Origin of the sequence: Pseudomonas sp. Z3-8 (assembly GCF_051131975.1) — a bacterium.
Lineage (GTDB): Bacteria > Pseudomonadota > Gammaproteobacteria > Pseudomonadales > Pseudomonadaceae > Aquipseudomonas.
This window is the reverse complement of the sequence record NZ_CP071643.1, coordinates 891,687-917,099: the sequence shown is the minus strand read 5'-3', so window position 1 is coordinate 917,099 and position 25,413 is coordinate 891,687. Positions and strand designations below refer to the sequence as shown.

Below are 25,413 nucleotides of genomic sequence, written 5' to 3'. Positions count from 1 at the left end.
TCGCTGGAGAGGATACGGTCGAAATTATTCTTCACGGGCCGTAGCCTCCGCGCTGATGGGGCTTGCGAATTCGGGCTTGAGCTGGCCGTGCTCATCCAGCAGCCAGGCGTCCATGATCTGGCGCACCACCGGCGCGGCGACGCCGGAGCCGGATTCACCGTTCTCGACCATCACCGACACGACGATCTTCGGGTTCTCGGCGGGCGCGAAGCCAACGAACAAGGCGTGGTCGCGATGGCGTTCCTGGACCTTGGAGCGGTCGTACTTCTCGCCCTGCTTGATCGCTACCACCTGGGCGGTACCGCTCTTGCCGGCAATGCGGTATTGCGCACCGATGGCCGCCTTGCGCGCGGTACCCCGGGCGCCGTGCATGACCTGCTGCATGCCGTTGTTGACCTTCTGCCAGTCCGACGGGTTGCGCAGGATGATGTCCGGCATCGGGTCCGGGTCCACCGGTTTCTGGCCTTCGATGGTCTTCGCCAGGTGTGGCCGATACCATTTGCCCTTGCTCGCCACCAGCGCCGTGGCCTGGGCCAGTTGCAGGGGCGTGGCCTGCATGTAGCCCTGGCCGATCCCCAGGATCAGGGTTTCGCCGGGGAACCAGGCCTGGCGGCGAGTCGCTCGCTTCCATTCCCGGGACGGCATCAGGCCCGGGGATTCTTCGAACATGTCCAGGGAGACTTTCTGACCAAGGCCGAACTTGTTCATGTAGGACGACAACCGATCGATCCCCAGCTTGTGGGCCAAGTCATAGAAGTAGGTGTCGTTGGACCGCATGATCGCCGCTTCCAGGTCCACGTAGCCGTCACCGGTGCGGTTCCAGTTACGGTACTTGTGGTCGTAGTTGGGCAATTGGTAATAACCCGGGTCATAGACCCGGCTCGACGCGGTCACCACTCCGGCATCCAGCCCGGCAATCGCCACGGCCGGCTTGATGGTCGAACCTGGCGGATAAAGGCCACGCAGCACGCGGTTGAACAACGGCCGGTCGATGGAATCGCGCAGCTCGGCGTAGGCCTTGAAGCTGATGCCGGTGACGAACAGGTTCGGGTCGAAACTCGGCTGGCTGACCATCGCCAGGACTTCGCCGGTGTTCGGGTCCAGCGCAACCACCGCGCCACGTCGTCCACCCAGCGCCGCTTCGGCGGCTTCCTGCAACTTGATGTCGAGGCTCAGGACGATGTCCTTGCCTGGAATCGGGTCGGTACGCTTGAGCACGCGCAGCACGCGGCCGCGAGCGTTGGTCTCGACCTCCTCGTAGCCGACCTGGCCGTGCAGCTCGGCCTCGTAGAAGCGCTCGATGCCGGTCTTGCCGATATGGTGGGTGCCGCTGTAGTTGACCGGGTCGAGGGTCTTGAGCTCTTTTTCGTTGATTCGCCCCATGTAACCGACCGAGTGGGCGAAGTGCGGTCCCTGGGGATAATGCCGCACCAGCTGCGCCACCACCTCGACGCCGGGCAGGCGGAACTGGTTAACCGCGATCAGGGCGATCTGTTCTTCGGTCAGCTCGAACATGATCGGCACCGGCTCGAAGGGGCGCCGGCCCTGGCGCATGCGCTTCTCGAAGATCGCCCGGTCCTCGGGGGTCAGTTGCAGCACTTCGACGATCACGTCGAGGACTTTCTGCCAGTCACCGGACCGCTCGCGGGTCATGCTCAGGCTGAAGCTCGGCCGGTTATCGGCCACCACCACGCCATTGCGGTCGAAAATCAGCCCGCGGGTCGGCGGGATCGGCTGCACATGCACGCGGTTACTTTCCGACAGGGTCGAGTGGTACTCGTACTGGATCACCTGGAGGAAATACAGCCGCGCGATCAGCACGCCGATCAGCGTGACCACCGTAATGGCGCCGAACACGACGCGGCCCCGCACCAGGCGGGCGTCTTTTTCGTGGTCCTTGATGCGGATCGGCTGAGGCATGAGGGCAGGATTACTTGTGATAAGGGTGCCCGGACAGGACTGTCCAGGCACGATACAACTGTTCACCGATCAGGATCCGCACCAGCGGATGCGGCAACGTCAGGGGCGACAACGACCAGCGTTGATCGGCACGGGCGCAGACTTCCGGCGCCAGCCCCTCCGGACCGCCGACCATGAAATTGACCGTGCGCGAATCCAGCCGCCAGCGATCGAGCTCCACCGCCAGTTGCTCGGTACTCCAGGGCTTGCCATGAACTTCGAGTGTGACGATGCGCTCGTTCGGCCCGACCTTGGCCAGCATGGCTTCACCTTCCTGGCGGATAAAGCGCGCCACGTCGGCGTTCTTGCCGCGGGTATTGAGCGGAATTTCCACCAGTTCCAAAGCCAGCTCGGACGGAAGACGCTTGGCATATTCATGCCAGCCTTCTTCCACCCACTTGGGCATGCGAGAACCGACGGCGATCAGGCGCAGTCGCACAGCGATCCCTTATTGCTGGTCTTTGTTGAGCTTGGTGAAGTGCTCATGGGTGTTTTCCGGGCTGTGGTGCGCGGCGCTGGCCGAACGGCTCTGCTCGGCACCGGCCCACAGGCGCTCCAGGTCATAGAACTGGCGCGCCGAGGCGGTCATCATGTGCACGATGACGTCGTCCATGTCCAGCAGGACCCAGTCGCTGTCGCCCTTGCCTTCTTCGCCCAACGGCTTGACGCCCTGGGCCTTCACCGCTTCGCGGACCTTGTCGAGCATCGCGCCGATCTGGCGGTTCGAAGTACCGGTGGCGATGATCATGTAGTCGGTGATGCTCTGCTTTTCGCGAACGTCGATCACCTGGATGTCCTGGGCCTTGACGTCTTCCAGGGCCGCCACGGCCACCTTCACCAGTTCTTCACCGACCAGCGCCACGCCGGTTGGCGCTTCTACCGGCAGCGGGGCGCTCTTGAAAGTGCCCTTGCGCTTTACTTTGTTCAGGTCTTTGTCAGTCATATAAAACTCGTTTTGCTCGTATGTTCGGGCGCTTCGGTACACGTTGATTCGTGTCGGCGGAGCACGCCTTGTTCAGTTCGACGCACGGTACAGACCGTGCGCATCGATGTAGGCCAGGACCGCGTCGGGCACCAGGAAACGTACCGACTTACCGCTGGCCAGCAGTTGACGGATCTGGGTGGCGGATACCGCGAGCGGCGTCTGCCAGACGAATGCAATCTGTCCGCTCGGCCCCTTGAGGGCCAGCGGGTCGCTCACCGAGCGCGCCGCCAGCAGGTTGCGCAAGGCATCCGGCGGTTCGCTGTCGGCATCCGGGCGTTGCAGCACCAGGATGTGGCAATGCTGGAGCAACTCTTCCCAGCGGTGCCAAGTGGGCAGGCCGCAAAATGCGTCCCAGCCCAGAAGCAGGAAAACCTGGGCATCGGCGGCCAACTCGGCGCGCATCAGCTCCAGGGTATCAATGGTGTAGGACGGTTTGTCCCGCTGCAATTCGCGGGCGTCCACCACCAACGGCGCCACACCGGCCACCGCGCACTCGACCATCGCCAGGCGATCCTGCGCCGACACCTGCGGCGTATCCCGATGAGGTGGCCGGGCGCTGGGCGTCAGGCGCAGCTCATCGAGGGCCAGGGCATCGGCGACTTCCAGCGCACCGCGCAAATGGCCGATGTGCACCGGGTCGAACGTACCGCCCAGGATACCGATGCGCTTTGGCGCGGTCGCCGTCACAGCGGGCGTAGTCATGGAGGCCAGTGGGTCGAGGTCGCCCAAGTCAGGCTGGCTCCTGTCCGCGCAACTGGCCGTCGCCGACCACGATGTACTTCTCGCAGGTCAGGCCTTCCAGGCCCACCGGGCCACGGGCATGCAGCTTATCAGTAGAAATGCCGATCTCGGCACCCAATCCGTATTCGAAGCCGTCGGCAAAACAGGTCGGGGTGTTGATCATCACCGACGCCGAATCCACTTCAGCCACGAAGCGCCGGGTTTCGCCCTGGTGCTCGCTGACGATGGAATCGGTGTGGTGGGATCCGTGGCGATTGATGTGCTCGATGGCCTGGTCCAGCCCGTCCACCACGCGGATCGACAGGATTGGCGCGAGGTATTCGGTGTCCCAGTCCTCTGGCGTGGCGACTGCGGCCTCGATGATCGCCCGGGTGCGCTCGCAGCCACGCAGCTCGACGCCTTTTTCGTGGAACTGGGCCGCCATCGATGGCAGGAAATCCCCGGCGACGGCCTGGTCCACCAGCAGGGTCTCCATCGCGCCGCAGATGCCATAACGGTAGGTCTTGGCATTGAAGGCGATGCGCTGGGCCTTGGGCAATTCGGCGTGGGCGCTGACGTAGACATGGCAGATGCCGTCCAGGTGCTTGATCACCGGTACGCGGGCGTCGCGGCTGACTCGTTCGATCAGGCCCTTGCCGCCACGCGGAACGATGACGTCGACGAACTCGGGCATGGTGATCAACGCGCCGACCGCGGCGCGGTCGGTGGTTTCCACCACTTGCACGACCGCCGCCGGCAGGTTGGCTTCGGCCAGCCCGCGCTGGATGCAGGCGGCAATCGCACGGTTCGAATGGATCGCCTCGGAACCGCCGCGCAGGATGGTCGCGTTACCCGACTTCAGGCACAGGCTCGCGGCGTCGATGGTCACGTTCGGCCGCGACTCGTAGATGATCCCGACCACACCCAGGGGCACGCGCATCTTGCCGACCTGGATACCCGATGGCCGATAGCTCATGTCGCGAATCGCCCCGACCGGGTCCGGCAGAGCCGCCACCTGACGCAGACCGACGATCATGCCGTCGATGCGTGCCGGAGTCAGCGCCAGGCGCTCGAGCATGGCCGGCTCGAGCCCATTGGCCCGGCCGGCGGCCAGGTCCAGCTCGTTGGCGGCGGACAGCTCGGCGCGCGCAGCGTCCAGCGCATTGGCGGCGGCCTGCAGGGCGCGGTTTTTCTGCGCGGTGCTGGCACGACCGATGATGCGCGACGCTTCGCGGGCGGCGCGACCCAGGCGGGTCATGTAGTCAAGAACGGACTCAGTCATGGTCTGTGTGGTCTTGGCAAAGAGGAAAGCGGCAGATTATAGCTGTCGTAACCCGCGACTAACAGCATGGACTGACAGCGGTGACCGGCGGAGAAGCAAAACCGGCATGAATCGCTAGTGTTTCCGTGAATGTTCAGCGGTAATTAAGCTTTCCATTGTTATCATCTCGCTACTTTTGGCCCTGTTCCGTCCATGACCATGACCGACTCGCCTCCGATGCCCACTGCTTTGCCACACGCTTTTTTTGACCGCGACGCCCAGGAGCTTGCCAAGGATCTGCTGGGCAAGGTGATTCGCCACAAGGTTGGCGACCTGTGGCTGAGCGCGAGGATCATCGAGACCGAAGCGTATTACTTCGCCGAAAAGGGCAGCCACGCCTCGTTGGGCTACACGGAAAAGCGTAAGGCTTTGTTTCTGGATGGCGGCCACATCTATATGTACTACGCGCGGGGCGGCGATTCGCTGAATTTCAGCGCCCAAGGCCCCGGCAATGCCGTATTGATCAAATCGGCGTATCCCTGGGTGGACGCCATCAGCGGCCCGGCAAGCCTGGCGCAGATGTTGTTGAACAACCCCGATACCCAAGGCCGGCCACGTACGCCGCAGAAACTTTGTGCCGGACAGACCTTGCTGTGCAAGGCGCTGGGCCTGAAAGTGCCGGACTGGGACGCCAGACGCTTCGACCCTGAACGGCTGCTGGTGGAGGATGTGGGTGTGCCAACGGTCAATGTGATCCAGACCACTCGCCTGGGCATCCCGCTGGGACGAGATGAGCACCTGCTTTACCGCTTCGTCGACGCCGCCTATGCGCCATGGTGCACCCGCAACCCGTTGCGACGGGGGCAGGTCGAGGGGCGGGATTATTTTCTGCTTTCCTGAATCGAAAATTTGCCCTGGGGAAGCGAGCCTGCTCGCGAAGAGGACAGTCCTGCACCATTGATGTTGACTGATACACCGCTTTCGCGAGCAGGCTCGCTCCCACATTGGATCTTCGGTGGACGCGGATTTTGGCTACACCCGGAATTACCTTGTGGGAGCGAGCTGGCTCGCTCCCACAGAAAAAACATGCGGTTTGAACAATAAATGGAGTTGTCCTTATGGGCCCTTGGCTCGATAGCATTACCGGCTGGCTGACCGTCAACCCGCAATGGCTGGCGGTGGCGGTGTTTGTCGTTGCTTGTATTGAATGCCTGGCCATCGCCGGGTTGATCGTGCCGGGCACTGTTTTGCTATTTGCGATCGCGGTGCTGGCCGGCAGCGGCGCTTTGTCCCTGGGCGAGACGTTGTTGCTGGGCCTTCTGGGTGGGCTGCTGGGGGATCTGGTGTCCTATTTCCTCGGCCGGCATTTCCACCAGAACATCCGGCGCCTGCCGGGGCTGCGGCAACATCCGGAATGGATGAGCGCGGCCGAGAGCTACTTCCAGCGCTATGGCATCGCCAGCCTGCTGGTGGGGCGGTTTATCGGGCCGCTGAGGCCGATGCTGCCGATGGTAGCCGGGATGTGCGACATGCCGTTCCCACGCTTCGCCGCCGTCAGCGTGCTCGCCGCGGCGGGCTGGACCGTGGCCTACCTGCTGCCGGGCTGGGCCACCGGCGCAGCGTTCCGCCTGCCGTTGCCCGAAGGTTTCTGGCCGCAGGCCGGCGTGGTCATCGGCAGCATCGCCGTGATGCTCGGGCTGAGTGTCAACAGCAGCCTGCGTCGTCATCGCCATGCCTCAGCGATCATCGCAAGTGTCGGTCTGGCGATCCTGATCGGCCTGTTTGTCGGCTTTCGTTACCTCACAGCCTTCGACCAGGGCCTGATCGCCCTGGTGCAGGAGCATCGCAGCGCGACCCTGGACGAGATCGCCGTGACGTTCACGCTGATCGGTGAATTCCGCTACATGCTGATCGTCTGCAGCCTGGTGACCGTGTTGCTGCTGTTTGCACGACAATGGCGGCAGGCAATCTTTGCCGGCGGCACGATGCTGCTCACGGCCCTGGCCAACACTGGATTGAAACTGTTTTTCGCCCGCGTGCGCCCTGAGATCCTCAGCGAACCCTTGACCAGCTACAGCATGCCCAGCGGCCACGCCTCCGGCGCTTTCGCCCTGTTCCTGAGCCTGGCGATACTGGCCGGTCGCGGCCAACCACCGCGCCTGCGCCTGACCTGGCTACTGCTCGGCTCGTTACCTGCGCTGGCGATTGCGTTGTCGCGGGTGTACCTCGGCGCCCACTGGCCGAGCGACATCGTCGCCGGTGCCGTGCTCGCCGCCACGGTCTGCGCCACTGTCCTGTGGCTGAGCCAGCGCCAGGAACCGTTGCGCGCCATGTCGCCGAAAGTCTGGTGGCTGGTCCTGCCGGCGCTGGCGGCGGCGTTCAGCTTCTTCGCCCTGCGGCACCTTCCGCATGCGATGTTGCGGTATGCCTATTGATGCCGAGACACTGTAAGCCATCCTGTGGGAGCGAGCTTGCTCGCGATGACGGCTGCACATTCGATATTGATGCAAGCTGATCCACCGCTATCGCGAGCAAGCTCGCTCCCACAGGGTCCAGCGGTGTTCGGTAGAAATGAGGTCAGGCAAACAGCTCACCCTGCAACTCATCCAGCAAGGCCTGGATCGCATCCAGGCGCTGCTGCGGGTCGTCGAGCTGCAGCAGGTCGATCTTGTCCAGTTCATTGAATGGCAGCAGATAGGCCAGTTGATTGGCCAGTGACTGCTGACCGGTAGCCTCGGTGCCCATGTTCAGCGCCTCGACCATCGGGTGTTCCGCCAGGGCCCTGAGCAGCGCCACCAGGTCGGCATCCTCGTCCTGCAGCGGTTGCTCCGGCTCGTCTTCCAGCCACTCGATTTCAGCGACAGTCAGTTGATCCGGCTGGACACTGCTGGCATGCACGATGAAGCGCCGGCCGCCCTGCACACGAATGCCCAGCAGGCCGTTGTCCTGCTGGGAGAAGTCGGTAATCAGCGCCTCGCAGCCCACCCGGGCATAACCGTCGGGCGCGATACCGACCTCTTCGCCGTCAAGGATGCAGACCACCCCGAAGCCTTCGCCTTTTTTCATGCAGCGCCCGATCATATCGAGGTAACGCGCCTCGAATATCTGCAGGTCGAGGATGCAACCGGGAAACAGCACGGTGTTCAATGGGAAAAGCGGCAAGCTCATAACCTGTTCCTTAGACCGTCATTGACACCACCAGCGGCAGCAGCACCGCCGTGGCCACGCCCATCAGACTCATCGCCAGCGCCGCGAAGGCACCGGACTCCTCGCTTTCCTGCAAGGCCACCGACGTACCCACCGCATGGGCAGTCAGCCCCAGGGCGATGCCCCGGGCCTCAGGGCTATGGACACCGAGCCGGGTCAGAATGCTCGGGCCGAGGATCGCGCCAAGCACCCCGGTGATCAGCACGAACACCGCCGCCATCGCCGCCACGCCACCGATCTGCTCGGCCACCAACATGGCGATCGGCGAAGTGACCGACTTGGGCGCCATGGTCATCAGAATCATGTGTTCGGCGCCAAAAGCCCAGCCCAGCACCACCGCAGAGCCGGTGGCAAACACCCCGCCTATCACCAGCGTAGTAAAAATCGGCCAGAACAATTGGCGGATCCGGCGCAGGTTCAGGTACAACGGCACCGCCAGCGCCACGGTCGCGGGGCCCAGCAAAATGCTTAGAATCTCGGTGCTTTTGCGGTACTCCGCGTAGCTGATGCCGCAGCCGACCAGCACGACGATCAACAGCACCATCGACATCAATACCGGCTGCAGGAACACCCAACGGGTCTTTTCGTACGCCGCCAGCACCAACTGGTAGGCGCCCAGGGTAATGCCGATGCCGAACAGTGGATGGTGAATCACCGACGTCCAGGCCCCCTGCCAATCGAACATCATCGGGCATCCTCCGGCTCGACGATATGACGCCGGGCCAAACGTTGCATCAGCACGCCCGTCAGCGCCACGGAGAGCACCAGCGACAACACCAGCGCGCCAACGATGGCCCAGAAGTCGGCAGCGATCGCCCGCGCATAGACCATCACCCCCACCGCCGGCGGCACCAGCAGCAACGGCAGATAACGCAGCAGGCTGCTGGCGGCAAGGTTCAACGGCTCGCTGACTTCGCCACGGGCGATCAGATAGCCCAGCAACAGCAGCAGCCCGATGATCGGTCCCGGCAGGATCGGCAGGAACAAATGATTGATGGCGGTGCCCAGCAATTGGAACAGCACCAGCCAGGTCAGGCCCCGTAGCAACATCCGTTCTCTCCCCTGTAACACGTGTTCAAGCATGCGCGCGCATTATAAACACGCCCGCGCTATGGGTCGGCATTCGTAAAAAGCATGGTCGATGACCTGCCCCGCCGGTCATGTTGATCTACAGTGGTTTGCGGGGACACAGATCCCCGTTCCAGAAAAATAGAACAGATGACCCCAGGAGAGTCTCAATGCCCTACGTTCCCGTTGCAGAGCTCAAGGATTATGTCGGCAAGGAACTTGGATACTCCGACTGGCTGACCATCGACCAGGAGCGTATCAACCTGTTCGCCGAAGCCACCGGCGACTTCCAGTTCATCCACGTCGATCCGGTCAAGGCCGCGCAGACCCCGTTCGGCAGCACGATTGCCCACGGGTTCCTGTCGCTGTCGCTGATGCCCAAGTTGATGGAAGACATCCTGCTCCTTCCTGAGGGGGCGAAGATGGTGATCAACTACGGGCTGGACAGCGTGCGCTTCATCCAGCCAGTGAAAGTCGATTCCAAGGTCCGGCTCAAGGTCGACCTGGTGGACGTTACCGAGAAGAAACCTGGCCAATGGCTGCTCAAGGCCACCGCCACCCTGGAAATCGAAGGCTCGGAAAAACCGGCCTACATCGCCGAGCCGCTGTCACTCTGCTTCGTATAGGCCCTCGCGGTCGCGAAACCGCTCATGCAGTTTCGCATCGCTTCAACGCGCATAGCTGCGGCATACTCGTCGCCTGATTACCTGGATCCCGTTATGCGCGCACTTGTACCCCTGACCCTGACCCTCCTGCTCACCGCCTGCGGAAACGGCGAATCACCGCTGCCCCCAGACGCACGCCTGCCCGATGGCGGACGCTATCGCGGCGATCTGGTAGACGGGCTGTTGCAGGGCCAGGGACGCATCGACTATCCCAACGGCAGCTGGTACGCCGGGCAGTTCGACAAGGGCCAGTGGCACGGCACCGGGGAATGGCATGGCAGCAATGGCGAGGTCTATCGCGGCCAGTTCCAGCATGGCCTGTTCCACGGCCAGGGCAGCCTGACCACACCGACCAGCAGCTACACCGGCGGTTTCAAGTTGGGCCGGCGGGACGGTGAAGGCACGCTCAAGGAAAACGGCGTGACCTACCGGGGCGAGTTCAAGGCCGACCGCTACTCCGGTCTCGGCCGCCTGGAACTCGACGACGGCAGCCAGTACCAGGGCCCGTTCGTCAACGGCAAGCCCAACGGCGAAGGCCAGCGCTTCGACGCCAGCGGCAACCAGTTCACCGGCCATTTCGTCGACGGCCAGCTCCAGGGCAAGGGCACGTTCAACAGCGCCGAAGGCGACGTCTACATCGGCGGCTTCAGGAATAACCAGCTCAACGGCCGCGGTCGCTACGAAAACGCCGATGGCGATGTCTGGATCGGCCAGTTCAAGGACGGTGCGCTGACCGGCAAGGGTGAACTGATCGGTGCCGATGGCAGCCACTACCGCGGGCGCTTCAATGACTGGCGCTTCACCGGCGAAGGTCGCCTGAACCTGCCCGACGGCAGCTTCTACATCGGCCAGTTCGAAGGCGACAGCTACCACGGGCGCGGCACGCTGGTGCTGACCGACGGCACCGTACAGAGCGGCACCTGGGCCAACGGCCAACGAATACGTGACGCCGACGGCAGGCTGTTGCCCGATGTGCTCGAACTCGGCCTGCTGGCCCAGGGTCGCCTGCTGGACGAGGCCCTCGCCAACATCCCGGCCTCGACGTCGGCGGTGGAACTGTACAGCCTGACCCTGGGCGGCGATGGCAAGCAAAGCGTGTTCCTGCGTGAGTCCGACTACGTCGCCAACATGCTCGCCAGCCGTTTTGGCGCATTCGGCCAGATTCGCCTGGTGAACCATCGCGATCACCTCGGCGACCGGCCCATGGCCACTCGCGAAAACCTGCGCCGTGCCGCCGCCACGCTGGCCGAACGCAGCGGCCCGGAAGACCTGGTGTTCATCTACCTGACCAGCCACGGCAGCAGCGAACATGAACTGGTACTCGACCAGCCGCGCATGGAGCTGGCCGACCTGCCGGCTGACGAATTGGCCGCAGTGCTGGCGCCGCTGAAGAATCGCGACAAGATCATCGTGATCTCGGCCTGTTATTCCGGCGGTTTCATCCCCGCGCTCAAGGACGAACGGACCCTGATCATGACCGCCTCCCGGGCCGACCGGGTGTCTTTCGGCTGCTCCGAGGAGGCCAACTTCACCTACTTCGGCGATGCCTTGTTCGCCCAGGCGCTGAACCAGACCGACGATCTGGAACAAGCTTTCAAGCGGGCCAAGGGCATCGTTGCCGAACGGGAGCAGGCGGACAATTTCGAAGCGTCCGAACCACAGATGTGGGTGCCCCGGACCGTGCTTTCTCACTGGCAGCTGTTGCGCAAGCAACAGGCGCGAAAAGCATTACAAAGTGCTGCGTTGAACGACGAGGCTAAAAAGAGCAACTAAGCTGAACCGTATCAAGGGGGAAACACTATGTACTTGACGCCTCAGCATGTTTTGCTCGCCGGCGCGACCGGATTGACCGGGGAACATCTACTGGACCGGCTGCTGAACGAGCCGACCATCACGCGGGTACTGGCGCCTTCCCGCCGGCCATTGGCCGAACACCCGCACCTGGAAAACCCGGTTGGGGAACCGGCCGAACTGCTGCCACTGCTTGGCGGTCAGGTCGACATCGCCTTCTGCTGCCTCGGCACGACCATCAAGAAAGCCGGCTCTGAATCGGCCTTTCGCGCGGTCGACCTGCACCTGGTGGTGGCCTTCGCCAAACGCGCGCGTGAACTGGGCGCACGGCACCTGGTGGTGATCAGCGCCCTCGGGGCCGACCCGAAATCTTCGATTTTCTACAACCGGGTCAAGGGTGAAATGGAAGCTGCGCTCCGCGCGCAGGACTGGCCGCAACTGACCATCTGCCGGCCTTCGTTGCTGTTGGGCGACCGGGTTGAACCACGCCTGGCCGAGCAACTGGCCGGCCCGTTGTCCAAGCTGATCCCCGGCAAATACCACGGCATCGAAGCCTGCCAACTGGCCAGGGCCATGTGGCGACTTGCGCTGGAGGAGCAGGATGGGGTGCGGGTAGTGGAGTCGGATGAGTTGCGCAAGCTGGGCAAATGATCATGTGGTGCCTGGCCGGGCGCCTTCGCGAGCAGGCTCGCTCCCACAAGGATCGCATTCAACGAGGCCCTGTGGGAGCGAGCCTGCTCGCGAAGGGCGCACCACCGATCCAAAGCCAGGCACTCATCGTGGTGTCTATTACATCCCACCGGTTGCTTGAAACCCCACGCCAATCACTGTCAGCAACGACAACGGCAACAACAACGTATCCAGCAGCGCACTCCCCGGCAGATCGAGACCCGGATAGCTCGGCGCCTCGGCGCCAAAACGGTCCTTGGCGCAGCAACCGCCGTTGAGCGCGTACATGTCCAGCCGCGTCCCCGCATACACCACCGGCGCTCCCGGCTTGGCGGCGTCGAGGGTGCGGGCAGTGGCGCAGCCGGTCAGTTGCAACACCAGCAACACCGCCAGCAGCTTATTCATCGCTGCCCGGATGATGCTCGCCCCAACGTGGCAGCATGTCTTGCGGGAGGTTCAGCAAGTTGAGGATCCGCGCGACCACAAAATCGATCAGGTCGTCGATGGTCTGCGGCTGATGGTAGAAGCCCGGCGAGGCCGGCAGGATGGTCACGCCCATGTTCGACAGCTTGAGCATGTGCTCCAGGTGAATGCTCGAATATGGCGCTTCCCGCGGCACCAGGATCAACTGACGGCGTTCCTTGAGCGTGACGTCCGCCGCCCGCTCGATCAGGTTGTTGCAGGCCCCGGTGGCGATCGCCGACAGCGTACCGGTGGAACACGGCACCACGACCATCGCCGCCGGCGCGCCGGAGCCCGAAGCCACCGGTGACATCCAGTCTTCCTTGCCATACACACGAATCTGCCCTGCCGCCGCACCGGTGTACTCGGTGAGAAAGGCCTGCATCATCTGCGTCTTGGGTGGCAACGTCACGTCAGTCTCGGTGGCCATCACCAACTGCGCGGCCTTGGAGATGAGGAAGTGCACCTCGCGATCCTCACGCACCAGGCAATCGAGCAGGCGCAAGCCGTACTGGGCGCCGGAAGCGCCGGTCATTGCCAGCGTGATGCGTTCGGGGCCGTTGCTCTCCAAGCGAGTATTCATTTCAGTGCCTCGGCGAGTTTGCCGTGCAGGCCGCCGAAGCCGCCATTGCTCATGATCACCACATGGGTGCCGGGCTGGGCCTGGCTCTTCACGCGCTCGATGATGCCCTCCAGGGAATCGCTGACAATCGACGGCACCGTGCACAGCGCAGCCGTGGCGCCGAGGTCCCAACCGAGGTTGGCCGGCGCGTACCAGATCACCTGGTCGGCATCGACCACGCTTTCCGGCAGGCCGTCGCGGTGAGCGCCGAGTTTCATGGAATTGGAGCGCGGCTCGATGATCGCAATCAGCGGCGCATCGCCGATGCGCTTGCGCAGACCGTCGAGGGTGGTGGCAATAGCGGTCGGATGGTGGGCGAAGTCGTCATAAATGGTGATGCCGTTCACCTCGGCGACTTTCTCCATCCGCCGTTTCACACTCTTGAACGCGCTCAACGCGGCGATGCCCATGGACGGGACCACCCCGACGTGCCGGGCCGCCGCCAGCGTCGCCAAGGCGTTGGCGACGTTGTGCTGGCCGGTCATGTCCCATTCGACCACGCCTTGGGACTGACCTTCGAACATGATTTCAAACGCCGAACCGTCATCCTTGAGCAGCTTGACCTGCCACTGACCGCCCGCCCCGGTGGTCTGCACCGGGGTCCAGCAGCCCATTTCAATGACCCGCTGCAAGGCCGGCTCGGTGGTCGGGTGGATGACCAGGCCTTCACTTGGGATGGTCCGCACCAAATGGTGGAATTGGCGCTCGATAGCCGGCAGATCGGGGAAGATGTCAGCGTGGTCGAACTCAAGATTGTTGAGGATCGCCGTGCGCGGACGGTAGTGGACGAATTTCGAGCGTTTGTCGAAGAACGCGCTGTCGTATTCATCGGCCTCGATCACGAAGAACGGCGTGCCACCGAGGCGCGCCGACACCGCAAAGTTCTGCGGCACGCCACCGATCAGGAAACCCGGGCTCATGCCCGCGTGCTCTAGCACCCAGGCGAGCATGCTGCTGGTGGTGGTCTTGCCGTGAGTACCGGCGACGGCCAGGACCCAACGGCCCTGCAACACATGATCGGCCAGCCACTGCGGCCCCGACACGTACGGCAAGCCTTTGTTGAGCACGTATTCCACCGCCGGGTTGCCACGGGACATGGCATTGCCGATGACCACCAGGTCAGGCGCCGGGTCCAGTTGCGCCGGGTCGTAACCTTGGGTCAGCTCAATGCCCTGAGCCTCCAGCTGTGTGCTCATCGGCGGGTAGACGTTCGCGTCGGAGCCGGTTACATGATGGCCCAGTTCCTTGGCCAGGACCGCCATCGAACCCATGAAAGTGCCGCAAATACCGAGAATATGGATGTGCATAGTCGACCTCGTAAACATGGCCGCAGGTTAGCGTAGGGAGGGGGAAATCGCACCTTGTGTTTCGAACTTATCCGCGCCAGAACACCGCAGACTCCTGCTGGAGCACAGGTTTTTGTGGCGAGGGAGCTTGCTCCCGCTGGGCTGCAAAGCAGCCCCAAGCTTCCTTCACTCTGAAACCAAAGGCGACTGCTGCGCAGCCGAGCGGGAGCAAGCTCCCTCGCCACAAAGGCAGTCAGTGGTTTATCGGGCGATGGCGTGCTTGCGCAGCTTGCGGTAGAGGGTATTGCGGCTAATCCCCAGCTGTTCGGCGGTGTGGGTCATGTGCCAACGCTGACGTTCCAGCGCATCGAGCAACGCCAGGCGCTCGGCATCTTCCAACGGATGCTCGGTCGGGGTTTCGACCACCGCAACCGGGCGTTGGCGAATCATCGCCGGCAAATCCTCCAGCCCAATCCGCCCGCCGTCGCACAACGCCGCAAGAGTCCGCAGCACATTGCGCAACTGCCGCACGTTGCCCGGCCAGTCGAACGCCAGCAGCGCCTGGCGCGCCGGTTCATCGATGGACACCGTCTCGGCACCGCTCTCCTCGGCCAGAAGGAAATCCAGCAACTGGGATTTGTCGCTGCGCTCGCGCAATGCCGGAAGCGGGATTTCCAGGCCGTTGAGGCGGTAGTACAAATCCTCGCGAAAACTGCCGTCGGCCACGCGGTCGAGTAATTGCCGGTGAGTGGCGCTGATGATGCGCACGTTCACCGCCTCGGGTTCGCCGCCGATGGGTACTACCTGACGATCCTCCAGCACCCGTAGCAAACGGGTCTGCAAGGCCAGGGGCATATCGCCGATCTCATCGAGAAACAGCGTGCCGCCGTCGGCCTGTTGCAGCTTGCCGCGCATGCCTTCCTTGCGCGCGCCGGTGAAGCTGCCGCCGCGATAACCAAACAACTCGCTCTCGATCAGACTTTCCGGAATCGCGGCGCAATTGAGCGCGACAAAGTTTTTCCCGGCGCGCTGGCTGGCGTGGTGCACGGCCTTGGCAAACGCCTCCTTGCCGGAACCGGTTTCGCCCTGGATCAGCAGGGGCACATCGCGCTCGAACACCCGCAAAGCCTTGCGAAAATGTTCCTGCAACGCCGCGTCCCCCAGGCAGATGCCCGGCAGACGGGCGGGCTCGACAGCCTTGAGCGCAGGCGCGACCGCAGCCGGCACGCTACGAGCTTGCCCACGCAGGACCGCGAACAAGTGCCGACCGTCACGGGTGCGCAGCGGCCAACTGGCACTGGCCTGGGCGCTGGCCCGGCCCAGCAACTCATCCAGCGAACAGTCGAAGAAGTCCTCGACCCGCTGGCCGAGCAAGCCACCGCGAAGGTGCCCGAGCAGGTTCAGCGCGCTCTGGTTGACTGCACAGATGCGTCCTTCGCCGTCGAACGCCATAAGCCCTTCGCTGAACAACCCCACGGACTCGGCCTGCAGATGAAAGCGCAGCAGCCATTGATTGTCGAAACAACGAAGGAAATAACAGCTCTCGATCATCTTCGCCGAGAGATTGACCAGGGCCATGGTGTGGAACTGACTCTGGCGCGATACGTCCGGCCGCGCCGAGGACACGTCGAGCACCGCCAGCAGCTCGCCATGAGGGTCGAACACCGGGCTCGCCGAGCAGGTCAGGCCGGTGTGGCGGCCGCGAAAATGTTCTTCCTGGTGGATGGTCAGGGCCTGGCGTTCCACCAGGCAGGTACCGATGCCGTTGGTGCCTTCACAGGCTTCGCTCCAGTCGGCGCCGAGCCAGAGGCCGGCCCGTTCGAAAATCTTCCGTTCGCTAGGGGCGGTGACGCAGTTGAGGATCACGCCCCGGGCATCGGTCAACAGCACGGCATGGCCGGCGCCGGACAATTGTTGATGCAGGCTGGTCATCTCGGTACCGGCGATATGCAGAACCTGCTGCAAGCGCTCGCGGCTTTCCAGCAACCGGCCATGCTCAAGCACGGTCGGCGCCAGGTTCTGCGCCGGGTCGAGGTGATAGTCCTCAAGGCAGCGCAGCCAGGAACGGGCAATCGAAGGATCGCTGCCAGGCCCCTGCAAATGGGCCTTGCCCTGAGTGACCGTGAGGACTTGCCGGGCATGGCGACTCAAATGGTTGCTGTGCATTTCTTATTGTTCTCCCGAAGGATCCTCTGGACCTGCCGACACATTTCCCGTGGCGAGGGAGCTTGCTCCCGCTGGGCTGCGTAGCAGACCCGAAACCTGAGCACGCGGTGCATCAGGCTGACCGAGTTGGCTTTGGGGGGGGACCGCTTCGCGGTCCAGCGGGAGCAAGCTCCCTCGCCACGAAAAGCGGTCCGTCCATAGACTTGGCTTCGACGCCAGCATCCTCCAGCCCACCGACCTTTGCAATGCTGGCGCGACCTGCCAGTCACAGACTGTCTCGCCGATGGCACAAACTGTCACACCCGCCGTATCGCAACCGTGACACAGCTCCTCCGTTTGTCCGACCAGCTCCTCCCAAAGTCTTGATTTCCGGGCGCCACAAGGCAATGGCCCGACCTTTGCTCTAGGCTTGAGTACCAGCGCGTTTTTTTGCGCGGCTCCCTAATAAGCACAAAAGCCAAGGAGAACTCATCATGCGTTACGCTCACCCCGGTACTGAAGGCGCTATCGTTTCGTTCAAGGCCAAATACGGTAACTACATCGGCGGCGAGTTCGTCGCGCCTGTCAAAGGTCAGTACTTCACCAACACTTCCCCGGTCAATGGCCAGCCCATTGCAGAATTTCCACGTTCCACCGCCGAAGACATCGACAAAGCCCTCGACGCTGCCCACGCGGCCGCTGATGCCTGGGGCGCCACATCGGTCCAGGCGCGTTCGCTGATCCTGCTGAAAATCGCCGACCGCATCGAACAGAACCTCGAAACCCTGGCGATCACCGAATCCTGGGACAACGGCAAGGCCGTGCGTGAAACCCTCAACGCCGACATCCCCCTGGCCGCCGACCACTTCCGCTACTTCGCCGGTTGCCTGCGGGCCCAGGAAGGCGCCGCCGCCGAGATCGACGGCAACACCGTGGCCTATCACATCCATGAACCGCTGGGCGTGGTCGGGCAGATCATCCCGTGGAACTTCCCGCTGCTGATGGCCGCCTGGAAGCTCGCGCCGGCCCTGGCCGCCGGCAACTGCGTGGTGCTCAAGCCCGCCGAACAAACCCCGCTGGGCATCTGCGTGCTGATGGAGTTGATCGGCGACCTGCTGCCGCCGGGCGTGCTGAACGTGGTGCAAGGTTTCGGCAAGGAAGCCGGCGAAGCCCTCGCCACCAGCAAGCGCATCGCCAAGATCGCCTTCACCGGCTCGACCCCGGTCGGCTCGCACATCATGAAATGCGCCGCCGAAAACATCATCCCGTCCACCGTGGAACTGGGCGGCAAGTCGCCGAACATCTTCTTCGAAGACATCATGCAGGCCGAGCCGAGCTTCATCGAAAAAGCCGCCGAAGGCCTGGTGCTGGCGTTCTTCAACCAGGGTGAAGTCTGCACCTGCCCATCCCGGGCGCTGGTGCAAGAGTCGATCTACGACGAATTCATGCAAGTGGTGATGAAGAAGATCCAGCAGATCAAGCGCGGCGACCCGCTGGACACCGACACCATGGTCGGCGCCCAGGCGTCCGAGCAGCAATTCGACAAGATCCTGTCTTATCTGGAAATCGCCCGGGGCGAAGGCGCCGAGCTGCTGACCGGCGGCAAGGTGGAAAAACTCGAAGGCAACCTCGCCAGCGGTTATTACATCCAGCCGACCCTGCTCAAGGGCACCAACAAGATGCGCGTGTTCCAGGAAGAAATCTTCGGCCCGGTGGTGAGCATCACCACCTTCAAGGATGAAGCCGAAGCCCTGGCGATCGCCAACGACACCGAGTTCGGCCTCGGCGCCGGCCTCTGGACCCGCGACATCAACCGCGCCTACCGAATGGGCCGGGCGATCAAGGCGGGGCGCGTCTGGACCAACTGCTACCACCTGTACCCGGCGCATGCCGCGTTTGGCGGCTACAAGAAGTCTGGCGTGGGGCGTGAGACGCACAAGATGATGCTCGATCATTACCAGCAGACCAAGAATCTGCTGGTGAGCTACGACATCAATCCGTTGGGGTTCTTCTAAGCCCTTGGGGCCGGGCAGGTCATTCTGCCTGGCCCTTTAGATCGCTATCGCGAGCAAGCTCGCTCCCACAGGGATTTGTGGATAACTCGTTTCCAGGGTTGAGACAGATCCATTGTGGGAGCGAGCTTGCTCGCGATGGCGTCCTCACAGACAACATCAAACTACGTCCCACCGCTCTGGCATGAGCCTTGCGTGCCCGCTCCACAGCAAACCCGAAAGTCCAATAGATCAAACAATAAAAAAGACAGAGAGGACTTATGACTTCTACCACCCAACTCAAACCCACACTCGGCACCCTGCATTTATGGGGCATTGCCGTCGGCCTGGTGATTTCCGGCGAATACTTCGGATGGAGCTACGGCTGGGGCACCGCAGGGACCCTGGGGTTTCTCGTCACCGCCCTCATGGTGGCGTTGATGTACACCTGCTTCATCTTCAGTTTCACCGAACTGACCACCGCAATTCCCCACGCCGGCGGGCCTTTTGCCTACAGCCGACGGGCGTTTGGTGAGAAAGGCGGATTGATCGCCGGGATCGCCACCCTGATCGAATTCGTCTTTGCGCCGCCAGCCATCGCCATGGCCATCGGTGCCTACCTCAACGTGCAATTTCCCGAGCTCGATCCCAAGCTCGCAGCGGTTGGCGCGTACATCATATTCATGACCCTAAACATCCTCGGCGTCAGCATCGCCGCCGCCTTCGAGCTGGTGGTCACCGTGCTGGCAGTCGCCGAGTTGCTGGTGTTCATGGGCGTGGTCGCGCCGGGCTTCAGCTTCAGCAATTTCGTGCTCAACGGCTGGTCGGGCTCCAATGAGTTCACCCTCGCCTCGATCCCGGGCATCTTCGCGGCGATTCCCTTCGCGATCTGGTTCTTCCTCGCCATCGAAGGCGCGGCCATGGCCGCCGAAGAAGCCAAGGACCCGAAACGCACCATCCCGCGCGCCTATGTCAGCGGCATCCTGACCTTGGTGTTCCTGGCCATCGGCGTGATGATCATGGCCGGCGGCGTCGGCGATTGGCGCCAACTGTCGAACATCAACGACCCGCTGCCCCAGGCCATGAAGGCTGTGGTCGGCAACGACTCAACGTGGATGCACATGCTGGTGTGGATTGGTCTGTTCGGCCTGGTGGCGAGTTTCCACGGGATCATCCTCGGCTACTCGCGGCAATTCTTCGCCCTCGCCCGGGCCGGCTACCTGCCTCGCGGCCTGGCGAAACTGTCGCGCTTCCAGACCCCGCACCGGGCGATCCTGGCCGGCGGCGTCATCGGCATCGCGGCGATCTATAGCGATGGCCTGGTCAACCTGCAGGGCATGAGCCTGACGGCGGCGATGATCACCATGTCGGTGTTCGGCGCCATCGTGATGTACATCATCAGCATGCTCAGCCTGTTCCGGCTGCGTAAGACGGAGCCGAACCTGGAACGCACCTTCCGCGCGCCGGGCTACCCGCTCGTGCCGGGCATCGCGCTGTTCCTGGCAGTGGTGTGCCTGGTGGCGATGGCCTGGTTCAACACAGTGATCGGCCTGGTGTTCCTCGGCTTCATGATCGTCGGCTACCTGTATTTCCAACTGACCGCCAAGCAACGCTCCGACGCGCCGGCGGACGCTATGCTCACAGGTATCTGAAGTTGCACCGGCACCGGGCCCGAGGTCCGGTGCCTGCCATATAGAAGTGCACACGGTTTCACCCTCCCCTGTGGGAGCGAGCCTGCTCGCGATAGCGGTGGGTCAGCAGAGTAGTTGTCGACTGATACTCCGCTATCGCGAGCAAGCTCGCTCCCACAGGGTTTACCGGATGTATTTGAGTTATATAGAAAACCAGGAGGACACCGCCCATGGCCGCATTCGCCCATTCCGTCGGCGCCCAGACCTACCGCTTCGACAGCCTCAAAGACCTGATGGCCAAGGCCAGCCCGGCGCGTTCCGGGGATTTTCTCGCCGAGATCGCCGCGCTCAACGATGGCGAACGCGTGGCCGCGCAAATGGCCTTGGCCGACTTGCCACTCAGCCATTTCCTGCAGGAAATGCTGATTCCCTACGAGGCCGACGAGGTCACCCGGCTGATCGTCGACACCCATGACAAACAAGCCTTCGCCGCCGTCAGCCACCTCACGGTCGGCGGCTTTCGCGACTGGCTGCTCAGCGACGCCGCCGACGAACACAGCCTGCGGGCGCTGGCTCCCGGGCTGACCCCGGAAATGGTCGCCGCCGTCTCGAAGATCATGCGCGTGCAGGACCTGGTACTGGTTGCACAGAAAATCCGCGTGGTCACCAAGTTCCGCGGCACCCTTGGCCTGCGCGGGCGCCTGTCCACTCGCCTGCAACCGAACCATCCGACCGACGAACCCGCCGGCATCGCCGCGAGCATCCTCGACGGCCTGCTCTTCGGCAATGGCGACGCCATGATCGGCATCAACCCGGCCACCGACAGCACGGCCTCGATCTGCGCGATGCTGGAAATGCTCGACGCCATCATCCAGCGCTACGACATCCCGACCCAGGGCTGCGTGCTGACCCACGTCACCACCTCCATCGAGGCGGCAAACCGCGGCGTGCCGCTGGATCTGGTGTTCCAGTCCATCGCCGGCACCGAAGCGGCCAACGCCAGTTTCGGCATCAGCCTGAGCCTGTTAAAAGAAGGCTACGACGCCGGGCTCAGCCTGAAGCGCGGCACCCTCGGCAACAACCTGATGTATTTCGAAACCGGCCAGGGCAGCGCGCTGTCGGCCAACGCCCACCACGGCGTCGATCAACAGACCTGCGAGACCCGAGCCTACGCCGTGGCGCGCCATTTCAACCCGTTCCTGGTGAACACGGTGGTCGGCTTCATCGGCCCGGAATACCTGTACAACGGCAAACAGATCATCCGCGCCGGCCTTGAAGACCATTTCTGCGGCAAGCTGCTGGGCGTGCCGATGGGTTGCGACATCTGCTACACCAACCACGCCGAAGCCGACCAGGACGACATGGACACCCTGCTGACCCTGCTGGGCGTGGCCGGGATCAACTTCATCATGGGCATCCCCGGCTCCGACGACATCATGCTCAACTACCAGACCACCTCGTTCCACGACGCCCTCTACGCCCGCCAGACCCTGGGCCTGAAACCGGCGCCGGAATTCGAGCAATGGCTGGCGAACATGGGCATCTTCACCCAGGCCGATGGTCGGGTGCGGTTCGGTGACAACCTGCCACCGGCGTTTCGTCATGCCTTGGCGCATTTGGGATGAGCTGCATTTATGAGTGAGTTGCCCATGGATAAAAAACCTGTCGAGCCACAAAACCCCTGGCTGAATCTGCGCAACCTGACCCCGGCACGCATCGCCTTGGGCCGCACCGGCACCAGCCTGCCGACCTCGGCGCAACTGGACTTCCAGTTCGCCCACGCCCAGGCCCGCGACGCCGTGCACCTGGCGTTCGATCACCAGGGCATCCGTGCACAACTCACGGAGCGCGGCCACGAAAGCCTGCTGCTTCACAGCGCGGCGGCAGATCGAAACAGCTATCTGCAGCGTCCGGACCTGGGCCGACGGCTCGACGATGCTTCCGTACAGATCCTGCAGGACTACGCGGCGGCCCATCCGGGCGGCGTGGATTTGGCTATCGTGGTGGCTGACGGCCTGTCGGCGCTGGCGGTGCATCGCCATACGCTGCCGTTCCTGGCGCGACTGGAAGAACAAATCACTGCTGAAGGCTGGTCTGTGTCGCCAATCGTTTTGGTGGAACAAGGCCGGGTGGCCGTGGCCGATGAAGTGGCCGAACGGCTCGGCGCCAAGATGTCGGTGATCCTGATCGGCGAACGCCCCGGCCTCAGCTCCCCCGACAGCCTGGGACTTTATTTCACCTACGCCCCCAAGGTTGGCCTGAACGATGCCTATCGCAACTGCATTTCCAATGTCCGCCTCGAAGGCCTGAGCTACGGCATGGCGGCCCATCGCCTGATCTACCTGATGCGCGAGGCCTGCCGCCGGCAGCTTTCGGGGGTCAATCTGAAGGACGAAGCCCAGGTTCACACTCTAGAGGCGGAAAACGGTGCCGATATGAAAGGTAATTTCCTACTGGCGCCGCCCCCAAGCTGATCCGTTTGGCCAATTGCGTTTTTGATCCGCTTTCAGGCAGCATCTTGGCACGGTAGTCCGCCGTTGTTGTCGGACGCCATGTCGACCCTTGCAGACGAGACCTACCATGCGGATTATCCAAGCGACGCTGGAACACCTGGACCTGCTGACCCCATTGTTCGTCAAATACCGGGAGTTCTATGGCTCGCTGCCCTATCCGGACTCGTCCCGGGCGTTCCTCGAAAAACGCCTGCGCCGCAAGGAATCGGTGATCTACCTGGCCCTGCCGGATGACGACGACAGCCGGTTGCTGGGGTTCTGCCAGCTCTACCCAAGCTATTCGTCGCTGTCGCTCAAGCGCGTATGGATCCTCAACGACATCTATGTCGCCGAAGACGCCCGCCGCCAGCTCGTTGCCGACAACCTGATCCGCACCGCAAAAAAAATGGCCAAGGAAACCAACGCCGTGCGCATGCGCGTCTCCACCAGCAGCAACAACGACGTGGCGCAGAAAACCTACGAATCGATTGGCTTCAAGGAAGACACCGAGTTCAAGAACTACGTGTTGCCGATCAGCGAAGGGCTTTGATCCCTCTGGGCTGCCCGCAACAGCCCTGGCCTGAGGCCTGACTCAGCCCCCCGTGGCGAGGGAGCTTGCTCCCGCTGGGCTGCGCAGCAGCCCCAAAACCTGAGCATGTGATGTATCAGGCCGACCGAGCAGGCTGCTTTGGGACCGCTTCGCGGTCCAGCGGGAGCAAGCTCCCTCGCCACAAAAGCGGCGGACATCTTACCCAGCCATTCCCCAGACATCCCCAGCTACAAACTCCCCCCGCTCATCACCCTCCACCCCGTATAATTCCGATCTTCCCGGCTTGTAAGAAAAAGCTGCACACGCTGTAGTCTTACTCCAAGCCAGACCCACTAGCCCGCCGAGCCGGGCCGCCACCAAGGTGTCATTCATGGATTTCAACCCCCTCGACCTCATTCTGCATCTCGACGTCTACCTCGACATGCTCGTGACCAACTACGGGACGTGGATCTACGCCATCCTGTTCCTGGTGATCTTCTGTGAAACCGGCCTGGTGGTAATGCCGTTCCTGCCAGGCGATTCCCTGCTGTTCATCGCCGGCGCGGTGGCAGCCGGTGGCGCCATGGACCCGCTGCTGCTAGGAGGACTGTTGATGCTTGCGGCCATCCTCGGCGACAGCACCAACTACCTCATTGGTCGCACCGCCGGCGAGAAGCTGTTCAGCAACCCGAACTCGAAAATCTTCCGCCGCGACTATTTGCAACAGACCCATGACTTCTACGACAAACACGGCGGCAAGACCGTAACGCTAGCGCGCTTCCTGCCAATCATCCGCACCTTCGCGCCCTTCGTCGCCGGCGTCGGCAGAATGCCCTACCCGCGTTTCTTCGGCTTCAGCGTCCTCGGCACTGTGCTCTGGGTCGGTGGCCTGGTGACCCTCGGCTACTTCTTCGGCAACGTGCCCTTCATCAAGCAGAACCTGTCGCTGCTGGTAGTGGGCATCATCCTGCTGTCGCTGCTGCCGATGATCATCGGCCTGGTACGCAGCAAAATGAGCCAGCGCGGCTCGAAAGCCGAGACGCGCTGATCGGCCATGTGGTCTCTCAGCACCTGGCGTCGCCGCCGCACCCTGGCCAAACACCCCGTTGCCGACGAAACCTGGCAGCGGGTGCGCCATCAACTGAGCTTTCTCGACGGTATCAGTGCCGAGGAAGACCGATGGCTGCGTGACGCCAGCGTGCTGTTCCTGCACGACAAACACCTCACCGCCCTGCCCGGCGTCGAACTGCACCAGGAACAACGCCTGTTGCTTGCCGCCCAGGCGCAATTGCCGCTAATGCACCTCGGCGAGTTGAACTGGTACCAGGGCTTCCACGAAATCGTCCTCTACCCGGACGACTTCCTCAGCCCCCAGCGCTACCGCGACGCCAGCGGCATCGAGCACGAATGGGACGGCGAACACAGCGGCGAAGCCTGGCCTCAGGGCCCGATCATCCTGGCCTGGGACGGCGTGATGGCGAGCGGCGGCTGGGAAGGCTACAACCTGGTGATCCACGAACTGGCGCACAAACTCGACATGCTCAACGGCGACGCCAACGGCCTGCCGCCGCTGCACGCCGACATGCGCGTCAGCGACTGGGCGCAAGCCATGCAAGAGGCCTTCGACGACCTCAACCGCCAACTCGACCTGAACCCCGACGCAGAAACCGCCATCGATCCCTACGCGGCGGAAAACCCGGCGGAGTTCTTCGCCGTCACCAGCGAATACTTCTTCAGCGCCCCGGACCTGCTGCATCAGGCCTACCCAAAGGTGTACGAACAGCTCAAGGCGTTCTACCGCCAGGACCCGTTGGCCCGGCTGCGGCAACTTCAGGCCGAAGATCCGGTCTATCAGGCGTCATACTAAGGTCTCTACGACCCTGGTAACGTGGCATCAGCGGCCGAATATGCCTATAATCGCCGCCACTTT

The 25,413-nt window shown here is 62.9% G+C and carries 24 protein-coding genes; 12 read left to right on the top strand and 12 right to left on the bottom strand.

Going from position 1 to position 25,413, the window contains the following annotated elements; all coding sequences use genetic code 11:
* Positions 1 to 24: 24 nt before the first annotated feature.
* From mrdA to J3P94_RS04270, 5 genes are all read right to left on the bottom strand, one after another.
* Positions 25 to 1,920 (bottom strand): penicillin-binding protein 2, encoded by a 1,896-nt coding sequence (gene mrdA / locus J3P94_RS04290; RefSeq protein ID WP_305498579.1) that lies wholly within the window; start codon positions 1,918 to 1,920, stop codon positions 25 to 27.
* 10 nt (positions 1,921 to 1,930) lie between these two features.
* Positions 1,931 to 2,398: a 23S rRNA (pseudouridine(1915)-N(3))-methyltransferase RlmH gene (gene rlmH, locus J3P94_RS04285; protein ID WP_003185785.1), complete on the bottom strand. Its 468-nt coding sequence runs from the start codon at positions 2,396 to 2,398 to the stop codon at positions 1,931 to 1,933.
* 9 nt (positions 2,399 to 2,407) lie between these two features.
* Positions 2,408 to 2,902 carry a ribosome silencing factor gene (rsfS, locus tag J3P94_RS04280; protein ID WP_434571605.1) on the bottom strand — a complete coding sequence of 165 codons (495 nt, stop codon included), beginning with the start codon at positions 2,900 to 2,902 and terminating at the stop codon, positions 2,408 to 2,410.
* Positions 2,903 to 2,974: 72 nt separating this feature from the next.
* On the bottom strand, positions 2,975 to 3,646 hold the full coding sequence (gene nadD, locus J3P94_RS04275; protein ID WP_434574088.1) for a nicotinate-nucleotide adenylyltransferase: 672 nt from the start codon (positions 3,644 to 3,646) through the stop codon (positions 2,975 to 2,977).
* A gap of 28 nt (positions 3,647 to 3,674) precedes the next feature.
* The gene (locus tag J3P94_RS04270; protein ID WP_434571603.1) at positions 3,675 to 4,946 is read right to left on the bottom strand and encodes a glutamate-5-semialdehyde dehydrogenase; all 1,272 of its coding nucleotides are present in this window, start codon (positions 4,944 to 4,946) and stop codon (positions 3,675 to 3,677) included.
* Between the two features lie 198 nt (positions 4,947 to 5,144).
* On the opposite strand from J3P94_RS04270, the gene J3P94_RS04265 reads away from it, so the two are divergent.
* Together J3P94_RS04265 and J3P94_RS04260 are read left to right on the top strand one after the other, a co-directional pair.
* Complete coding sequence (locus tag J3P94_RS04265) at positions 5,145 to 5,825, top strand: DNA-3-methyladenine glycosylase (RefSeq protein ID WP_434571601.1); 681 nt, start codon at positions 5,145 to 5,147, stop codon at positions 5,823 to 5,825.
* A gap of 218 nt (positions 5,826 to 6,043) precedes the next feature.
* Complete coding sequence (locus J3P94_RS04260) at positions 6,044 to 7,360, top strand: bifunctional DedA family/phosphatase PAP2 family protein (protein ID WP_434571599.1); 1,317 nt, start codon at positions 6,044 to 6,046, stop codon at positions 7,358 to 7,360.
* Between the two features lie 142 nt (positions 7,361 to 7,502).
* Here J3P94_RS04260 and J3P94_RS04255 read toward each other — a convergent pair whose 3' ends face one another.
* From J3P94_RS04255 to J3P94_RS04245, 3 genes are read right to left on the bottom strand one after another with little or no spacing between them, the layout of a single operon-like run.
* The gene (locus J3P94_RS04255) at positions 7,503 to 8,093 is read right to left on the bottom strand and encodes an LON peptidase substrate-binding domain-containing protein (protein WP_434571597.1); all 591 of its coding nucleotides are present in this window, start codon (positions 8,091 to 8,093) and stop codon (positions 7,503 to 7,505) included.
* 10 nt (positions 8,094 to 8,103) lie between these two features.
* A complete protein-coding gene (locus tag J3P94_RS04250) occupies positions 8,104 to 8,820 on the bottom strand; it encodes an LrgB family protein (protein WP_305498569.1) in 717 nt (238 codons plus the stop codon).
* Positions 8,817 to 9,182 (bottom strand): CidA/LrgA family protein, encoded by a 366-nt coding sequence (locus tag J3P94_RS04245; RefSeq protein WP_434571594.1) that lies wholly within the window; start codon positions 9,180 to 9,182, stop codon positions 8,817 to 8,819. Before J3P94_RS04245 ends, J3P94_RS04250 begins: the two co-directional genes overlap by 4 nt.
* Before the next feature lie 188 nt (positions 9,183 to 9,370).
* On the opposite strand from J3P94_RS04245, the gene J3P94_RS04240 reads away from it, so the two are divergent.
* From J3P94_RS04240 to J3P94_RS04230, 3 genes are all read left to right on the top strand, one after another.
* Positions 9,371 to 9,826, top strand: a complete 456-nt coding sequence (locus tag J3P94_RS04240; protein ID WP_434571592.1) for a MaoC family dehydratase — start codon at positions 9,371 to 9,373, stop codon at positions 9,824 to 9,826.
* Between the two features lie 93 nt (positions 9,827 to 9,919).
* Positions 9,920 to 11,638 carry a C13 family peptidase gene (locus tag J3P94_RS04235; protein WP_434571590.1) on the top strand — a complete coding sequence of 573 codons (1,719 nt, stop codon included), beginning with the start codon at positions 9,920 to 9,922 and terminating at the stop codon, positions 11,636 to 11,638.
* A 27-nt stretch (positions 11,639 to 11,665) separates the two neighbouring features.
* Complete coding sequence (locus J3P94_RS04230) at positions 11,666 to 12,307, top strand: oxidoreductase (protein WP_434571588.1); 642 nt, start codon at positions 11,666 to 11,668, stop codon at positions 12,305 to 12,307.
* A gap of 138 nt (positions 12,308 to 12,445) precedes the next feature.
* Here J3P94_RS04230 and J3P94_RS04225 read toward each other — a convergent pair whose 3' ends face one another.
* The 4 genes from J3P94_RS04225 to J3P94_RS04210 all read right to left on the bottom strand — a co-directional run bounded on the left by J3P94_RS04225 (position 12,446) and on the right by J3P94_RS04210 (position 16,861).
* Positions 12,446 to 12,730, bottom strand: coding sequence for a YceK/YidQ family lipoprotein (locus J3P94_RS04225; protein ID WP_434571586.1), 285 nt, complete (start codon positions 12,728 to 12,730; stop codon positions 12,446 to 12,448).
* Positions 12,723 to 13,370: a flavin prenyltransferase UbiX gene (gene ubiX, locus J3P94_RS04220; RefSeq protein WP_305498563.1), complete on the bottom strand. Its 648-nt coding sequence runs from the start codon at positions 13,368 to 13,370 to the stop codon at positions 12,723 to 12,725. The genes J3P94_RS04225 and ubiX overlap by 8 nt, the downstream gene beginning before the upstream one ends.
* Positions 13,367 to 14,716 carry a UDP-N-acetylmuramate:L-alanyl-gamma-D-glutamyl-meso-diaminopimelate ligase gene (gene mpl, locus J3P94_RS04215; RefSeq protein ID WP_434571584.1) on the bottom strand — a complete coding sequence of 450 codons (1,350 nt, stop codon included), beginning with the start codon at positions 14,714 to 14,716 and terminating at the stop codon, positions 13,367 to 13,369. Before mpl ends, ubiX begins: the two co-directional genes overlap by 4 nt.
* A 240-nt stretch (positions 14,717 to 14,956) precedes the next feature.
* Positions 14,957 to 16,861 carry a sigma-54-dependent Fis family transcriptional regulator gene (locus J3P94_RS04210; RefSeq protein WP_434571582.1) on the bottom strand — a complete coding sequence of 635 codons (1,905 nt, stop codon included), beginning with the start codon at positions 16,859 to 16,861 and terminating at the stop codon, positions 14,957 to 14,959.
* 473 nt (positions 16,862 to 17,334) lie between these two features.
* On the opposite strand from J3P94_RS04210, the gene exaC reads away from it, so the two are divergent.
* From exaC to J3P94_RS04175, 7 genes are all read left to right on the top strand, one after another.
* Positions 17,335 to 18,855 (top strand): acetaldehyde dehydrogenase ExaC, encoded by a 1,521-nt coding sequence (gene exaC, locus J3P94_RS04205; RefSeq protein ID WP_305498559.1) that lies wholly within the window; start codon positions 17,335 to 17,337, stop codon positions 18,853 to 18,855.
* A gap of 257 nt (positions 18,856 to 19,112) precedes the next feature.
* Positions 19,113 to 20,483: an ethanolamine permease gene (eat, locus tag J3P94_RS04200; RefSeq protein WP_434571579.1), complete on the top strand. Its 1,371-nt coding sequence runs from the start codon at positions 19,113 to 19,115 to the stop codon at positions 20,481 to 20,483.
* A 209-nt stretch (positions 20,484 to 20,692) separates the two neighbouring features.
* Positions 20,693 to 22,087, top strand: a complete 1,395-nt coding sequence (locus J3P94_RS04195; RefSeq protein WP_434571577.1) for an ethanolamine ammonia-lyase subunit EutB — start codon at positions 20,693 to 20,695, stop codon at positions 22,085 to 22,087.
* Between the two features lie 24 nt (positions 22,088 to 22,111).
* Positions 22,112 to 22,936 (top strand): ethanolamine ammonia-lyase subunit EutC, encoded by an 825-nt coding sequence (gene eutC, locus J3P94_RS04190; protein WP_434574086.1) that lies wholly within the window; start codon positions 22,112 to 22,114, stop codon positions 22,934 to 22,936.
* Between the two features lie 106 nt (positions 22,937 to 23,042).
* Positions 23,043 to 23,504 (top strand): GNAT family N-acetyltransferase, encoded by a 462-nt coding sequence (locus tag J3P94_RS04185; RefSeq protein ID WP_186641436.1) that lies wholly within the window; start codon positions 23,043 to 23,045, stop codon positions 23,502 to 23,504.
* A 370-nt stretch (positions 23,505 to 23,874) separates the two neighbouring features.
* Positions 23,875 to 24,531, top strand: coding sequence for a DedA family protein (locus J3P94_RS04180; RefSeq protein ID WP_305498554.1), 657 nt, complete (start codon positions 23,875 to 23,877; stop codon positions 24,529 to 24,531).
* A gap of 6 nt (positions 24,532 to 24,537) precedes the next feature.
* The gene (locus J3P94_RS04175) at positions 24,538 to 25,350 is read left to right on the top strand and encodes a zinc-dependent peptidase (RefSeq protein WP_434571575.1); all 813 of its coding nucleotides are present in this window, start codon (positions 24,538 to 24,540) and stop codon (positions 25,348 to 25,350) included.
* The last annotated feature ends 63 nt before the right edge of the window (positions 25,351 to 25,413 follow it).